The sequence below is a fragment of the Novosphingobium aerophilum genome (assembly GCF_014230305.1).
GTDB classification, from domain to species: domain Bacteria; phylum Pseudomonadota; class Alphaproteobacteria; order Sphingomonadales; family Sphingomonadaceae; genus Novosphingobium; species Novosphingobium aerophilum.
This window is the reverse complement of sequence record NZ_JACLAU010000014.1, coordinates 23227-38011: the sequence shown is the minus strand read 5'-3', so window position 1 is coordinate 38011 and position 14785 is coordinate 23227. Positions and strand designations below refer to the sequence as shown.

The 14785-nt window shown below is 68.9% G+C and carries 14 protein-coding genes; 10 read left to right on the top strand and 4 right to left on the bottom strand.

Features of this window, described 5'->3' with window-relative positions; all coding sequences use genetic code 11:
• Window positions 1–3 precede the first annotated feature (3 nt).
• Entirely contained in the window at window positions 4–729 is a 726-nt protein-coding gene (rph, locus tag H7F49_RS10225; protein ID WP_185683497.1) for a ribonuclease PH, read from the bottom strand.
• Window positions 730–830: 101 nt separating this feature from the next.
• On the opposite strand from rph, the gene hrcA reads away from it, so the two are divergent.
• From hrcA to H7F49_RS10210, 3 genes are all read left to right on the top strand, one after another.
• Window positions 831–1874, top strand: coding sequence for a heat-inducible transcriptional repressor HrcA (gene hrcA, locus H7F49_RS10220; RefSeq protein ID WP_185683496.1), 1044 nt, complete (start codon window positions 831–833; stop codon window positions 1872–1874).
• A gap of 17 nt (window positions 1875–1891) precedes the next feature.
• Window positions 1892–2446, top strand: a complete 555-nt coding sequence (gene grpE / locus H7F49_RS10215; RefSeq protein ID WP_185683495.1) for a nucleotide exchange factor GrpE — start codon at window positions 1892–1894, stop codon at window positions 2444–2446.
• Between the two features lie 86 nt (window positions 2447–2532).
• Window positions 2533–2790 carry a glycine zipper domain-containing protein gene (locus tag H7F49_RS10210; protein ID WP_185683494.1) on the top strand — a complete coding sequence of 86 codons (258 nt, stop codon included), beginning with the start codon at window positions 2533–2535 and terminating at the stop codon, window positions 2788–2790.
• Here H7F49_RS10210 and H7F49_RS10205 read toward each other — a convergent pair.
• Complete coding sequence (locus tag H7F49_RS10205; RefSeq protein WP_185683493.1) at window positions 2766–3281, bottom strand: vgr related protein; 516 nt, start codon at window positions 3279–3281, stop codon at window positions 2766–2768. The genes H7F49_RS10210 and H7F49_RS10205 overlap by 25 nt on opposite strands.
• The gene (locus H7F49_RS10200; RefSeq protein WP_185683492.1) at window positions 3271–3762 is read right to left on the bottom strand and encodes a copper chaperone PCu(A)C; all 492 of its coding nucleotides are present in this window, start codon (window positions 3760–3762) and stop codon (window positions 3271–3273) included. Before H7F49_RS10200 ends, H7F49_RS10205 begins: the two co-directional genes overlap by 11 nt.
• A gap of 172 nt (window positions 3763–3934) precedes the next feature.
• Between H7F49_RS10200 and dnaK the strand changes: the two genes are divergently transcribed.
• The gene (gene dnaK, locus H7F49_RS10195) at window positions 3935–5845 is read left to right on the top strand and encodes a molecular chaperone DnaK (RefSeq protein WP_185683491.1); all 1911 of its coding nucleotides are present in this window, start codon (window positions 3935–3937) and stop codon (window positions 5843–5845) included.
• Window positions 5846–5915: 70 nt separating this feature from the next.
• On the top strand, window positions 5916–7049 hold the full coding sequence (dnaJ, locus tag H7F49_RS10190) for a molecular chaperone DnaJ (protein WP_185683490.1): 1134 nt from the start codon (window positions 5916–5918) through the stop codon (window positions 7047–7049).
• A gap of 51 nt (window positions 7050–7100) precedes the next feature.
• Here the strand turns inward: dnaJ and H7F49_RS10185 are convergent, their stop codons facing one another.
• The gene (locus H7F49_RS10185) at window positions 7101–9413 is read right to left on the bottom strand and encodes a patatin-like protein (protein WP_185683489.1); all 2313 of its coding nucleotides are present in this window, start codon (window positions 9411–9413) and stop codon (window positions 7101–7103) included.
• 70 nt (window positions 9414–9483) lie between these two features.
• Here H7F49_RS10185 and radA point away from each other — a divergent pair, with 70 nt between their 5' ends.
• From radA to alr, 5 genes are read left to right on the top strand one after another with little or no spacing between them, the layout of a single operon-like run.
• A complete protein-coding gene (radA, locus tag H7F49_RS10180; RefSeq protein ID WP_185683488.1) occupies window positions 9484–10851 on the top strand; it encodes a DNA repair protein RadA in 1368 nt (455 codons plus the stop codon).
• A gap of 10 nt (window positions 10852–10861) precedes the next feature.
• Entirely contained in the window at window positions 10862–11485 is a 624-nt protein-coding gene (locus H7F49_RS10175; RefSeq protein WP_185683487.1) for a CvpA family protein, read from the top strand.
• Window positions 11486–11920 carry an iron-sulfur cluster assembly scaffold protein gene (locus H7F49_RS10170; protein ID WP_185683486.1) on the top strand — a complete coding sequence of 145 codons (435 nt, stop codon included), beginning with the start codon at window positions 11486–11488 and terminating at the stop codon, window positions 11918–11920.
• 34 nt (window positions 11921–11954) lie between these two features.
• Complete coding sequence (locus H7F49_RS10165; RefSeq protein WP_185683485.1) at window positions 11955–13634, top strand: MFS transporter; 1680 nt, start codon at window positions 11955–11957, stop codon at window positions 13632–13634.
• Window positions 13624–14688: an alanine racemase gene (gene alr, locus H7F49_RS10160; RefSeq protein ID WP_185683484.1), complete on the top strand. Its 1065-nt coding sequence runs from the start codon at window positions 13624–13626 to the stop codon at window positions 14686–14688. Before H7F49_RS10165 ends, alr begins: the two co-directional genes overlap by 11 nt.
• Window positions 14689–14785: the final 97 nt, after the last annotated feature.

Genomic DNA, 14785 nt, shown 5'->3' with positions numbered 1-14785 from the left:
GGCTCAGCCCTTGGCCCGGGCCACGGCCTCGGCCTGGGCGGCGAAGATCCGCTCGCAGCCGATCCGCGCGAGGCGCAGCAGGCGCAGCAGGCCCTCTTCGTCGTAGGTCGCGCCTTCGGCCGTGGCCTGGACCTCGGCGATCTTGCCACCCTCGATCAGAACGAAGTTGGCGTCGGCGTCGGCCGCGCTGTCCTCGATGTAGTCCAGGTCGAGCACCGGGGTGCCCTGGTGAATGCCGCAAGACACCGCCGCGACCTTGGCGGTCATCGGGTCTTCCTTGATCAGGCCCTGGGCCATCAGCTTGTCGATCGCGATGCGCAGCGCCACCCAGGCGCCCGAGATCGAGGCGGTGCGGGTGCCCCCGTCAGCCTGGATGACGTCGCAGTCGAGCACGATCTGCCGCTCACCCAGCTTCTTAAAATCGCACACGGCGCGCAAGGACCGGCCGATCAGCCGCTGGATTTCCTGGGTCCGGCCCGACTGCTTGCCCTTCGCCGCCTCGCGGCTGCCGCGGGTGTGCGTGGCGCGGGGCAGCATCGAGTATTCGGCCGTGACCCAGCCTTCGCCCTTGCCGCGCAGGAAGGGCGGAACCTTCTCCTCGACGCTGGCGGTGCAGATCACTTTCGTGTCACCGAAGGAAACCAGCACCGATCCTTCGGCATGTTTGGTGTAGTGCGGTTCGAACGACAGGGTCCGCATTTCGTCGGGCGCACGGCCGGAAGGGCGCATCGGAGAAGTCCTCGCAAGGGAATGGAACGGATGATCGCCCGCGCGTTTGGCGCTTCGGGCTTGAGGCTGCAAGAGCACAGCTTAAATAGGGGACTGGAAAAATGCCCACTGTGCCCATCACCGAACTGACCGACCGTGCCCGCGAGATCTTCCGTCTGGCGGTGCAAGGCTATCTGGAATCGGGGCAGCCGGTCGGTTCGAAGACCCTGGCCGGGGCCGGAGGGCTGAAGTTGTCCCCGGCCTCGATCCGGTCGGTCCTGCACGACCTGGAAATGCTGGGGCTGCTGGCGGCGCCCCACACCAGCGCCGGCCGCATGCCGACCGAAGTGGGCCTGCGCCTGTTCGTCGACGGGATGATGCAGGTGGCCGAGCCGACCGCCGAGGAGCGCGCGGCAATCGTCCGGCGGCTTACGGCGCCGGGGCCGGTCGAAGCCGCCCTGGCCGCCACCTCGGCGCTGCTGTCGGACCTGTCGGCCTGTGCCGGGCTGGTCATGGTGCCCCGGCGCGAGCCCGTGCTGCAGCACCTCCAACTGGTGGCACTGGCGCCGGGAAGGGCCCTGGCGATCCTGGTCGGCGAGGATGGCGCGGTCGAGAACCGGGTGGTCGACATTCCCCCGGGCGTGACCGCCAGCGCCCTGCAAGAGGCGTCGAACTATCTCTCGGCCCGGCTGGGCGGTCGCACCCTGGCCCAGGCGGTCGCGGCGATCCGCGCCGACATCGCCGCCGGGCGCACCGCGCTGGATACGGCGAGCCGCGATCTGGTCGAACGCGGCCTGGCCGTGTGGAGCGAAGACGCCAGCCAGCGCCCGGTGCTGATCGTGCGGGGGCAGGCCAACCTGCTCGATCCGGCGGCCTTGGACGATCTGGAGCGGGTCCGCTCGCTGCTGGACGATCTGGAGAACAAGCAGTCGGTTGCCGAACTGCTCGAGGCCGCGCGCGAGGCCGAGGCGACCCGCATCTTCATCGGCGCCGAGAACCGGCTGTTCGCGCTTTCCGGCTCGGCCGTGATCGCTTCACCCTATCGCGATCGCGAAGGCCGGGTGATCGGAGTGGTGGGGGTAATCGGTCCTACGCGGTTGAATTATGCGCGAGTCGTCCCCATGGTAGACTTCACGGCCCAGTCCCTGGGCAAGCTGATCGGATAGCTGGAACATCACGGAACATGAGCGAAGACACCAAGCCGCAGGATAACCCGGCGGCCGCCGAGGACACGACCCACTCCGCCGAAGCCGCCGGAGAAACGCTGGAAGCCGCGCTGGATGCGCTGCGCAACGATCTGGAAGCCGCGCGCCAGGACGTGCTTTACGCCAAGGCTGAAACGCAGAACGTCCGGCGCCGGCTGGAAAAGGACATCGCCGATGCCCGCGCCTATGCCGCGACGGCCTTTGCCCGCGACATCCTCTCGGTGGCGGATAACCTGTCGCGCGCGCTCGAGGCGATCCCCGCCGACATGCGCGAGGACGACAAGTTCAAGAACCTGGTCGCCGGGCTCGAAGCCACGGGGCGCGAGATCGAGAAGGTGTTCGCCAGCCACGGCATCACGCGGATCGCCGCCATGGGGCTGCCGCTGGACCCCAACCAGCACCAGGCGATGATCGAGGTCCCCTCGGCCGATGCGGAGCCGGGCACCGTGCTGCAGGAACTGCAGGCCGGGTACATGATCAAGGACCGCCTGCTGCGTCCGGCCATGGTGGCGGTGGCCAAGAAGCCCGACTGAGCCTGCCACCCGCCCGGTCGCGGCGGGTGCGGGAACCCGGCACTTTCCCGGCTCGTTGCCTGCGCGACGAACCAGGAGATTGTGCCATGCCTATCAGCAAGTTTCTTCCCGTGGCCGCCGTTGGAGCCATGGCCCTGTCGGGCTGCGCCGGCAACTACGCCGGTGAGGGCGCCCTGGCCGGCGGGGTGGGAGGTGCCGTGATCGGTGCCGCGACCGGGGGCGACGTCGCCACCGGCGCCGCGATCGGCGCAGCAGCGGGCGCGGCGGTCGGCTCGGTGGTGAAGAAGAACGGCCGTTGTTACCGGATCGACCGAGACGGTTACGAGCGCCGCGTGCGCTGCTGAACCGAGCGCAGCAGACAATCCAGGATCTCGGGCGAGTGATCATCCGGGATCCGCCAGCCCATGCGGCTGAACCAGGCGTGGCGGACGATTTCGGCCTGCTGCTCGATGCCGTAGCGCTCGATCGGCCAGTCGGCCTTGAGCGTGTAATCGTAGCGGCAGAACGGGTGGCGGCGCAGCGGCAGCCACCAGCGACCGTGTCGCTGGGTCTGCCAGACGTGGGTCAGCTCGTGGACGAACAGCCCTTGGGCGGACGGCCCGGCGGTGGAAAAGTCATCGCAGTAGAGGCTTCCCGCGGGATGGAAATGGATGTGCCCGCACGGGGCCATAACGGTCTGCCGCGGCTGAAAGGGAAACCACTTGCGGCGACGGACCGTGACGCCTGCGGGTTCGAGGGCGCTGCCGAAAATGTCCCGTGCCAGGGCGGTTTCGCCCGCTGTCAGCGGTCGGACCTCCCCCCGGGCGAGCCGATGGCCGTCCCGATCAGTCGCCACCCGGCGCTTCGACCTTGAGCTGCGCTGAAAGCTTGTCCCCGTCGGCAAAGACCAGGGTCAGTTCGGCGGTGCCTCCCGGCTTCCAGTCGGCCGGGACGCCGTCCAGCATCACATGCTTGCCCCCCGGGGCAAGCTCAAGGGTGGCCCCCGGGGCGATGACCGGATCCTTCAGCTCGGCCATGGTGGAATGGCCGTCGGCCTGGGTGGTTTCGTGCAGCATCGCCATCCCGGCGCCCGCCACGTCGACCGCGGCGAGGGTCACCGGCTTGTCCGATCCGTTGCGCAGCACGAAGTAGACCGCGCCGGGATTGCCCTTGACCGCGGGCAGGACCAGCCTGCCCCCGGTCAGGGCCAGACCCGGCTTGGCCTCGGGCGCAACCGCGGCGCTCCCGGTTGGCTGCGGGGCGACCGGCTTGCCATCCCCGCAGGCCGACAGCGCGGCGACAAGGACAAGCGGCAGAACGCGGACGCAGGAGCGCATGAGACAACCTTTCAGGGCATGCGATGGTGTTGGCCCGACTCAAACCGGGCGGCTCTTGTGCCGAGCGAAAGCACACCTATATCGCCCCCGTCAACGAGCCGCCGAGGGGTCTTGCCCAGCCCGGGGAGACCATCTGCGCGGTGTCACCTAGCGACGTGAGGAATGGGGTATAATGGGTAAAGTCATCGGCATCGACCTCGGCACCACCAACAGCTGCGTGGCCGTCATGGATGGCGGCAAGCCGAAGGTCATCGAGAATTCGGAAGGCGCGCGCACCACGCCTTCGATCGTCGCCTTCACCAAGGACGGCGAGCGTCTGATCGGCCAGCCGGCGAAGCGCCAGGCGGTCACCAATCCGGACAACACGATCTTCGCGGTGAAGCGCCTGATCGGCCGTCGGCATGACGATCCGGTGACCCAGAAGGACACCGAGCTGGTCCCCTACCACATCGTCAAGGGCAAGAACGGCGACGCCTGGGTCCAGGCCGGCGGGCAGGATTACAGCCCCTCGCAGATCTCGGCCTTCACCCTGCAGAAGATGAAGGAAACCGCCGAGAGCTATCTGGGCGAGACCGTCACCCAGGCGGTGATCACCGTGCCCGCCTACTTCAACGACGCGCAGCGGCAGGCGACCAAGGACGCCGGGCAGATCGCGGGTCTGGAAGTGCTGCGCATCATCAACGAGCCGACGGCGGCCGCGCTCGCCTATGGCCTCGAGAAGAACGACGGCAAGACCATCGCGGTCTATGACCTGGGTGGCGGCACCTTCGACGTGTCGATCCTCGAGATCGGCGACGGCGTGTTCGAGGTGAAGTCGACCAACGGCGACACCTTCCTGGGCGGCGAGGACTTCGACACCAAGCTGGTCGAGTACCTGGCCGACAAGTTCAAGGCCAAGGAAGGCCTGGACCTGAAGTCCGACCGCCTGGCCCTGCAGCGGCTGAAGGAGGCCGCCGAGAAGGCCAAGATCGAGCTGTCCTCGGCCCAGACCACCGAGATCAACCTGCCGTTCATCACCGCCCGCATGGAAGGCGGCGCCACCACGCCGCTCCACCTGGTGGAGACGATCACCCGCGCCGACCTGGAAAAGCTGGTGGCCGACCTGATCGCGCGGACCATGGAGCCGTGCCGCAAGGCGCTGGCCGACGCGGGCCTCAAGGCCTCGGACATCGACGACGTGGTGCTGGTCGGCGGCATGACCCGCATGCCCAAGGTGCGCGATGCGGTGAAGGAGTTCTTCGGCAAGGAACCCCACACCGGCGTGAACCCGGACGAGGTGGTCGCGATGGGCGCGGCGATCCAGGCCGGCGTGCTGCAGGGTGACGTCAAGGACGTGCTGCTGCTCGACGTGACCCCGCTGTCGCTGGGGATCGAGACGCTGGGCGGCATCATGACCAAGATGATCGACCGCAACACCACGATCCCCACCAAGAAGAGCCAGATCTACTCGACCGCCGAGGACAACCAGCAGGCGGTGACGATCCGGGTCTTCCAGGGCGAGCGCGAGATGGCGCAGGACAACAAGCTGCTGGGCCAGTTCGATCTGCTCGGCATTCCGCCGGCCCGTCGCGGCGTGCCGCAGATCGAGGTGACCTTCGACATCGACGCCAACGGCATCGTCAACGTCAGCGCCAAGGACAAGGGCACGGGCAAGGAACAGCAGATCCGCATCCAGGCCTCGGGCGGGCTCAGCGACGCCGACATCGACCAGATGGTCAAGGATGCCGAGCGCTTCGCCGAGGAAGACAAGAAGCGGCGCGAGGCGGCCGAGGCGCGCAACAACGCCGACAGCCTGGTCCATGCCACCGAGCGTCAGCTCGAGGAGAACGGCGACAAGATCGACGCCGGGCTGAAGGCTGAGGTCGAGGCCGCGATCGCCGCGGCCAAGACCGCGATCGAGAGCAACGATCCGGCCGAGATGACCGCCAAGACCCAGGCCCTGACCGAAGTGGCCATGAAGATGGGCCAGGCGATCTACGAGAAGGAACAGGCCGCGGCGGCCTCGCCGGGTGCCGAGGCGCCGCAGGGCGATGACGACGTGGTCGACGCCGAGTTCTCGGAAGTCGACGACAACAAGGCCTGATGCACAGGACGATCCATGCCCGTCATCGCCGCCCCCGCGGCGGTGACGGGAAGGTTCGGGGGGACTGACCGTGTCGGCCGAAATCGACTATTACGAACTGCTCGAGGTTGAGCGGACCGCCGATGATGCGACGCTGAAAAGCGCCTATCGCAAGCTGGCGATGAAGTTCCACCCGGACCGCAATCCGGGCTGCACCGAGAGCGAGGCGCGCTTCAAGCAGATCAACGAGGCTTACGATTGCCTCAAGGATCCGCAGAAGCGTGCCGCCTATGATCGCTATGGCCATGCCGCCTTCCAGCAGGGCGGGGCCGGCGGCGGCGGATTTGGCGGAGGGGAAGGCTTCTCCGACATCGGCGACATCTTCGAGACGATCTTCGGCAATGCCTTTGGCGGCGGAGGCGGACGCCAGCAGGCGCGGCGCGGCGCCGATTTGCGCTATGACATGGAAATCAGCCTGGATGAGGCGTTCCATGGCAAGACCGCCGCGATCGAGATCGAGGTGTCTTCGCCCTGCGATCCCTGCGGCGGATCGGGCGCCACGCCGGGCACCGGCACCCGCCGCTGCAACCTGTGCGGCGGCCACGGCAAGGTGCGCGCCCAGCAGGGCTTCTTCATGGTCGAGCGGACCTGCCCGACCTGCCACGGCCGGGGCGAGGTGATCGAAAGCCCATGCCGGTCATGCGGCGGTGAGGGGCGCGTCGACAAGCCGCAGACGGTCGAGGTGCAGATCCCGCCGGGCGTGGACACCGGCACCCGCATCCGGCTGGCCGGAAAGGGCGAGGCGGGGCCCTTCGGCTCGCCCCCGGGCGACCTCTACATCTTCATCCACACCCGGCGGCACAAGGTGTTCGAGCGCGACGGCACCACCCTGCTGACGCGGGTGCCGATCAGCTTCACCACCGCGGCCCTGGGGGGCGAGATCGAGATCCCCGGGCTGGACGGTGCCCGGCTGGCCATCTCGATCCCCGCCGGTATCCAGTCGGGCAAGCAACTGCGCCAGCGTGGCGCCGGCATGCCGGTGCTGCAGGGACGCGGCCGCGGCGACCTGATCATCGAGATTCTGGTCGAAACGCCGACCCGCCTGACCGCCCGGCAGAAGGAACTGCTGCGCGAGCTGCAAGCCACCGAGACCGGCGAGGAATGCCCGCAATCACGCGGCTTTTTCGATCGGATCAAGGATGCCTGGAGCGATCTGACGGAGTAGGGGGCGAGCCCGGTTCGCGGACTGTGCCAGTTCCGCCCGGGCTGCCCTCCATCACGCCATCCGCGCCTCCACCTCGCGCCGGATCGCCGGAACCAGCCCGGGATCGGCGCGCAAACGCGGTTCCTCCTCGTCGAGGATCGCCAGGAAGGCCGCGCGCTTGAACTGCCGGACCTCGCCCTCGTCGAGCGCGTTGGCGGGGGGCAGGGCAGAGGCGACCAGATCGATCATCCGCTCGGCACCGTGCAGACGGCCCCAGAGATAGTCGTTCTCCCGATAGGCCCGGCTGAAGAAGGCGCCGAAGTTGTAGAACTCCACCCCCCGCAGCGTCGCCTGGGCGCCTCCGGCCCGGATCGACAGGCAGTCCTCGGGCGAGATCCGGTCGACCTTGACCGGATCGAACTCGGTCAGACCCTCGCCGCGCATCAGCGGCAGGGTCACCGCATCGAAATAGGGGAAGCCGAGATAGGTCAGCAGCACCTTGCGGCGCAGCGGCTTGGGCATCACCGCCATGGCCTCGGCAAGGATCGCGTCGGCCACCATGTCCGCCGCGACGAGCTGGCGGCGGGCGGCGATCAGGTCCAGCACCGCCCCCGGATCTTCGGCCACCCGCGCGGCATGGGCCGCGAAATCATCCCCCAGGGCACTGATCCCGTCCTTGTCGAAGTACAGCGACATGGCGCGATAGATCGCATCGCGGGCGGCGTGACGGGCGTCTTCCGGAATGGTCGGATCATCCTCCCAGTCCTCGCTCAGACGGCGGGCGAGCAGACGCAGGCGGCGGATCCGGAACGACAGGTCGTGCGCACGCAGGAACGCCACCGCGGCTGGTGTCACCAACCCTTCGGACGAGGCCAGGCGGCCCATGCCCTGGCGCCGCAAGTGATCCATCAGGGCCCCGGCCGCGGTCTCCTGGGTCAGGGCCGGCACCGCCTGAACCACGTTCGCGGCCAGGGCCTCGACGATCCCGGCGAACTTCAGCTCGACATAGCCGTGCCAGGTGAATCCCGCCTGCCGCCGCGCCGCCTCGTGCGCCTTGTCGCGCCAGGCGGCCAGGCGGCGCACGGTCGGGTGATCCAGGAACAGGGTGTGGCCGAACAGGCGCTCGACCGCCTCCTCGACCTCGGGACGCAGGGCCTCGACGATGCTGCGCAGCCGCGCCATCTCGCGCGACTGGATCGCCAGGACATCCAGGTTGTCGCGGATCGGCTGTTCGCGCGGAATCGAGGACAGCGAACCGAAAATCACCGAGAACCAGCTGGGCGGGCGCGGATCGTCCCGACGCAGGCCACCCACCCGATCCGGGTGGGGGTCGATGTAGACGAACCGGCGATCGACCTCGCGCTGGGCCGGGCGATCGCGCAGCACGCCCATGGCTTCGGCAAAGGGCGCGTTGACCAGCACGGACCCGTCGATCAGGGCCAGCCCGGCAAAGTCGGCCTCGGCATCGCGTCCGGGCAGCAGGCGCCGCAGGAACGGCTCACGTCCGGGCCACGGGCGCCCACGTTCCTCCGCCAGGCGATCAAGCTCGGCCACCTGCAGCGCGGGAAAGGCCCCGGGGAAACTGGCGGTGGCCCGCGCCGCAAAGACCAGTTCGAGCGGATTGGCCAGGGCACCGCCGGGCGCGGCCGGGGTCGGCGCGCGAAAGCCGATCGAGACGCGATGCTCCGGCTCCTCGACCCGGGCGGGGGAGTGCAGCGTGATCGTCTCGGCATGGCCCTTGAAGTCGGTGGCGGTGACGAACAGGTCCAACGGGTGGCCGGCGGGCAGCAGGGGAGCCGCCCCGGTCGTGCGGGCCATGGCGTCAAGCGCATCGGCGATCAGGCGGGAAAATCCGATTCCGCCGAACGGCGCGTCGAACCAGCGGGAACGGATCAGGCGGGACAGCTTGGCCCGCACTTCGGACCGGGTTTCGGGCGCGACGCTTTCCGCCACGACATTGCCCGGGCGCTTCAGCGCGAACCAGATCAGGGGAGCAGCCCAGAACTTGGCGAAGCGCCAGCCCGGTTTGGCCGACGGATCGAGCAGCACGTCGACATCGGCCTTGTCCAGCCACAAGCCTGTCAGCGGTTCGAGCGACTGCCCCGAATGGATCGCCTGGGCCAGGAACACGCCGTTGATCCCGCCCGCGCTGGCCCCGGCGACAATATCGGCAAGAACCCGCAGGCGCAGGCCGTGCCGGGTTTCGAGGTGCTCCAGCAAGGCGCGGTAGACGCGCTGGCTGTCATCGGCCTGAGGCTCACGGGCGTGGTAGGCACGGCTGGCGCAGGCGAGCTTCCACAGCTCCTTGGTCACCCCGTGCATGTAGACCGCCAGGCTGACTCCGCCGTAGCAAACCAGCGCGATCCGCAGTTCCTTCTGCCGCATGGCTAGGACATGGACCGGAACGTGGCGGAACGCAATTGCGTTCCCATTACGTTCTGTTTACAGCCCGGGCATGGCCAAACCCAAACGCCGTTACGTCTGTTCCGCCTGCGGCAGTGTCGCCACGCGCTGGCAGGGCCAATGCGCGGATTGCGGCGAGTGGAACACCCTGACCGAGGACGCGCCGCAGACGGTGTTCTCGACCAGGCATGATCTGTCGTCGGGAGGGCGCCCGATCGCCTTCGAACCGCTCGACGCGCCGGGGATGCTGCCCCAGCGACGCACCACGGGTCTTGCCGAATTCGACCGGGCCCTGGGCGGCGGGCTGGTCCCCGGATCGGCGATCCTGATGGGCGGCGATCCGGGGATCGGCAAGTCGACCCTGCTGCTCCAGGCCTCGGCCCGGATCGCCCGGAGCGGGGGGCTGGTGGTCTATATCAGCGGCGAGGAGGCGGCCGGGCAGGTGCGCCTGCGCGCCGAACGGCTGGGCCTGGCCAGCGCTCCGATCAGCCTGGCCTCGGCCACCTCGGTGCGCGACATCCTGACCACGCTGGGCAGCATGGATGCCCCGGCGCTGCTGGTGATCGATTCGATCCAGACCATGCATTCCGACCAGATCGAGGGCGCCCCCGGGACGGTCAGCCAGGTGCGTGGCTGCGCCTTCGAGCTGATCCGTTATGCCAAGGAGAACGGCGTCGCGCTGGTGCTGGTCGGACACGTCACCAAGGACGGATCGATCGCCGGGCCGCGCGTGCTGGAACACATGGTCGACGTGGTCATGGCCTTCGAAGGCGAACGCAGCCACCAGTACCGCATCCTGCGCAGCCTGAAGAACCGCTTCGGTCCGGTCGACGAGATCGGGGTCTTCGCCATGGCGGGACAGGGACTGGAAGAGGTGTCCAATCCCTCGATGCTGTTCCTGTCGGGGCGCGAGGATCCGGTCCCCGGATCGGCGGTGTTCCCGGCGATGGAAGGCACGCGGCCCGTCCTGGTCGAGATCCAGGCCCTGATCGTGCGCCTGCAAAGCGGGGCGACCCCGCGCCGCGCCGTGGTGGGTTGGGACAGCGGTCGGCTGGCCATGCTGCTTGCCGTGCTCGAGGCGCGCTGCGGGCTCAACTTCTCGACTGCGGAGGTCTACCTCAACGTCGCCGGGGGCTATCGGCTGAGCGATCCCGCCGCCGATCTGGCCGTCGCCGCCGCGCTGGTCTCAGGCCTTGCCGACCGGCCGCTCCCGGCCGCTTCGACCTGGTTCGGCGAGGTCTCGCTCGCGGGCGAGGTGCGCCCCGTGGCGCATGGCGGCATCCGGCTGCGCGAGGCTGCCAAGCTGGGCTTCGAGAGCGCCTATGCCCCGGTCGACAGCGGCCCGGAAGTATCGGGAATCCGCCGCTACGATATCGCCATGCTGCCACGGCTCGTTGACCGGATCATGGGCGGCACCTAGGTTCCGCGACATGACCGGATTCGACATCTTCGTGCTGGTGCTGGTGGGCTTCGGCGCGATCATGGGCTTCATGCGCGGCTTCGTGCAGGAGGTCCTGGCGCTGTGTGCCTGGGCTGTCTCGCTGGTGGCGATCCACTATCTGCACACGCCCTTGAGCGGCCTGCTGATCGACTATGTGGGCGACCGGATGGGTGCCAATGCCGTGCTGGCCTTCGCCCTGCTGCTGCTGGTGCCCTATCTTGTGGTGAAGCTCATTGCCGGAAAGATGGGCCAGGCCAGCCGCAATTCGTTCCTCGGTCCGGTCGACCGGGTCATCGGCTTCGGGTTCGGAGCCGTGAAGGGCATGCTGATCGCGGTGATCGGCTTTTCCATCCTGGTCCTGGGCTACGACACGGTCTGGGGCGTCGATGGTCGCCCCGACTGGATCACCCAATCGCGGACCTATCCCTTCATCAACGCCAGCAGCGACGCGCTGGTGACCATGATCGGCGAACGGCGGCGCGAGGCGGCCGAGGCTGCGAGCCGGGACGTGGCCGACGACGGCGATCTGGAAACCGAAAAGCCCGCCCGCGACAGGCCCGCCGGCGACAGGCCCGCGCGCAAGGCCCGGCGCAAGCCCACGCGGCCGGACTGAATGAGCGCGGTCACCCGGCTTTACACGCCGGAAATCCTCGCCCTGGCGGTAGAACTGGCCGGCGCTCCGCTCGATCCCGCGATGCCCTGGCAGGGTCGGGCCCGCTCGGCGAGTTGCGGGAGCACGCTGGACCTGTCGCTGGATCTGGGCGAGGGGGAACGGGTCGTGGCGAGCGGGGCCCGCGCCCAGGCCTGCGCCATCGGTCAGGCGAGCGCCGCCCTTTTCCTGCGCGGGGTCAAGGGGCGCGACCGCGCCGAACTTGATGCGACACGGGCCGCGCTGGAGCAATGGCTGGCGGGTGAGGGGGCGATGCCGGACTGGCCCGGGCTGGCGCTGCTCGATCCGGCGCGGGCCTTTCCGGGGCGGCACGGCGCGATCCTGCTGCCCTGGAATGCCGCGCTCGACGCTCTTTCCCGGTCGGCAAACCGCCGCTAGAACGCACCGCGCCCACGGGGAGGACAGAACAGGCATGAACGCATCAGCAGGTCAGACGGCAGGCCACGACCATCACGAGCCGAATGCCTCGGACATGCGTCTGGTGATCGCCGCGTCCTCGGCCGGGACCGTGTTCGAATGGTATGATTTCTTCATCTACGGCACGCTCAGCACGATCCTGTCGAAGACCTTCTTTCCCTCGGGCAATCCCACGCTGGAGCTGCTGCTGTTCTGGCTGGTCTTCGCGGTGGGCTTCGGCTGCCGCCCGCTCGGCGCGATCGTGTTCGGCTATCTGGGGGACCGGCTCGGCCGCAAGTACACGTTCCTGGTCACCGTCACGCTGATGGGCGTGGCCACGGCCGGCGTCGGGCTGGTGCCCTCGGCGGCGACGATCGGCTGGTCGGCGCCGGCCCTGGTGATCGGCTTCCGCATCCTCCAGGGCCTCGCCCTGGGCGGCGAATACGGCGGCGCCGCGATCTATGTGGCCGAACATGCGCCGTTTGCCCGGCGCGGCTTCTACACCAGCTTCATCCAGGCCAGCGTGGTCGGGGGCTTCGTCCTCAGCCTGGTCGTGGTGCTCGGTTGCAAGGCGCTGATGCCGGCGGAGACCTGGACGGAATGGGGCTGGCGCGTGCCCTTCCTGCTCAGCCTGGTGTTGCTCGCCGTGTCGCTGTGGATGCGCCTGAAGCTGTCGGAAAGCCCGGTGTTCAAGGCGATGAAGGAAGCCGGGGAAGTGGCCGGCAACCCGTTCAAGGAAAGCTTCACCTATCCGGGCAATCCGCGACGCATTTTTGTCGCGCTGTTCGGGGTGGCCGCGGGGCTGACGGTCATCTGGTACACGGCGATGTTTTCGGGCCTGGGCTTCATCAAGGGCACGCTGCACCTGGAAGACACCACGGCCGAAATCCTGGTCGGGATCTCGGCGGCGCTAGGCATGGGCTTCTTCCTGCTGTTCGGCCACATTTCGGACAGGGTCGGCCGCAAGCTGCCGATTGTCGTCGGCTATGCCATGACCCTGGTGCTGCTGTTCCCGGCCTACTGGCTGCTGGGCGCCAGCACGGCGCGCGAAGGTGGCGAGCGGCAATGGACCATCTCCGGCCCCGATTGCGCCTACAGCGCCTTCGCCGCCAAGCAGGAAAGCCCCTGTGCCCGCCTGATGGCGGACTTCACCGGCGCCGGTCTGGGTTATCGCCTGGTCGCCGCCCCGAGCGTGGGGCTGGCGATGGACGGGAAGCCCTTGCCGGTCGCCAACCTCGACTGGGCCGACGCCAAGGCGCGCAAGGCCGCGATCGACGCGCTGGCCGGGGAGAAGGTCTTCACCGCCGAGAAGATCCGGCCAAGCCTGGGCCAGTCGCTGCGGATCGTCGCGGCCCTGCTGCTGCTGATGGCCCTGTCAGGAGCAACCTACGGCCCTGTCGCTGCCCTGCTCGCCGAGATGTTCCCGGCGCGGGTCCGCTACAGTTCGCTGTCAATCCCCTATCACATCGGGACCGGGTACTTCGGCGGGTTCCTGCCGTTCATTGCCACCTACATCGTCGCCAAGACCGGCAACCCCTACAACGGCCTGTGGTACACGTGGGGTGTCGTGCTGGTGGCGCTGATCGTCGCCCTGTGGGGACTCAAGGGCGGCAAGCCGAGCGACTTCAGCCCAGACCACAGCCCAGACCACAGCCCAGACCACAGCCCATACCACCGGGCCGCCGATGCCGGCTGACCGAGCGAGCGACCCGAGCTGCCCACCCCCTCCGCTTCGCCTGACGCTCGACCGCGAGGCTCTGGCCGCCAACTGGCGCGCGCTCGATCGCCTCTCGGGCACGGCCCAGGCCGGGGCCGCGGTGAAGGCGGACGGCTATGGCACGGGCGCCCGGCGGGCGGTTGCCACACTTGCCGACGCCGGATGCGGTGATTTCTTCGTGGCGCACTGGGCGGAAGCCGCGACCATCGCCGACCTGGTCGATCCGGCCAGCATTGCCGTGCTGCATGGTCCGCTGACCAGGGCGGATGCGGACTGGGCACGGGCCAGCGGCGTGCGCCCGGTGCTCAACTCGCTGGGCCAGGTGCAGCGCTGGCGGGAATGCGGCGGGGGATCGTGCCACCTGATGGTGGACAGCGGCATCAACCGGCTGGGCCTGCCGCTGTCCGATCTGGGCGATCCCGCGCTGGACGGGTTGGAGATCGACATCCTGCTGTCGCACCTGGCCTCGGCCGAGGAGGACACGCCGCTCAACGCCCGGCAACTCGGTCGCTGGCAGGACGCCCGCCGGGCCCTGCCGCACCGGCGCGCCAGCCTGGCCAACAGCGCCGGCATCGCCCTGGGCAGCGCCTATCACGGCGATGTGACGCGGCCTGGCCTGGCCCTTTACGGCGGCGTGCCCTGCGCCGCCCTGGCCGACCATATCCGTCCCGTGATCCGCCCCCAGGCGGCGATCCTGCAAGTCCGCCACCTGGCCGCCGGGGACAGCGTCGGCTACAACGCCACCTTCGTCGCCCCCGCCGCCATGACCGTGGGGGTGATCGCGCTGGGCTATGCCGATGGCTATCTGCGGGCCTGGTCGGGCAAGGGCTCGGTCACCCTGGGCGGGGCGCGGTTGCCGGTGCTGGGGCGGGTCTCCATGGACATGACCGTGATCGATCTGGCCCGGGCGCCGGAGGCCCGCGAAGGCGACTGGGTGACGGTCGACTACGACCTTCCGGACGCCGCCCGCATCACCGGCCTGTCGCAGTACGAGCTGCTGACGACACTCGGCGCCCGGCTGGCGCGCCCCTGACCTCGCGGCCCCGGTCCGCCCGGGGCGGGCTTGCGCCTTTTGCTGCGCAGCATGGCCCGTGTTGCGTTGCAAACAAGTCTGGTGCTAGGCCCTGAGG

Coding starts and splice junctions, on each gene's coding strand:
- alr (WP_185683484.1), top strand. CDS start 13,624: ATGCCGGCTGACCGAGCGAGCGACCCGAGCTGCCCACCCCCTCCGCTT.
- dnaK (WP_185683491.1), top strand. CDS start 3,935: ATGGGTAAAGTCATCGGCATCGACCTCGGCACCACCAACAGCTGCGTG.
- grpE (WP_185683495.1), top strand. CDS start 1,892: ATGAGCGAAGACACCAAGCCGCAGGATAACCCGGCGGCCGCCGAGGAC.
- H7F49_RS10170 (WP_185683486.1), top strand. CDS start 11,486: ATGAGCGCGGTCACCCGGCTTTACACGCCGGAAATCCTCGCCCTGGCG.
- hrcA (WP_185683496.1), top strand. CDS start 831: ATGCCCACTGTGCCCATCACCGAACTGACCGACCGTGCCCGCGAGATC.
- H7F49_RS10185 (WP_185683489.1), bottom strand. CDS start 9,413: ATGCGGCAGAAGGAACTGCGGATCGCGCTGGTTTGCTACGGCGGAGTC.
- rph (WP_185683497.1), bottom strand. CDS start 729: ATGCGCCCTTCCGGCCGTGCGCCCGACGAAATGCGGACCCTGTCGTTC.
- H7F49_RS10200 (WP_185683492.1), bottom strand. CDS start 3,762: ATGCGCTCCTGCGTCCGCGTTCTGCCGCTTGTCCTTGTCGCCGCGCTG.
- H7F49_RS10175 (WP_185683487.1), top strand. CDS start 10,862: ATGACCGGATTCGACATCTTCGTGCTGGTGCTGGTGGGCTTCGGCGCG.
- H7F49_RS10165 (WP_185683485.1), top strand. CDS start 11,955: ATGAACGCATCAGCAGGTCAGACGGCAGGCCACGACCATCACGAGCCG.
- H7F49_RS10210 (WP_185683494.1), top strand. CDS start 2,533: ATGCCTATCAGCAAGTTTCTTCCCGTGGCCGCCGTTGGAGCCATGGCC.
- radA (WP_185683488.1), top strand. CDS start 9,484: ATGGCCAAACCCAAACGCCGTTACGTCTGTTCCGCCTGCGGCAGTGTC.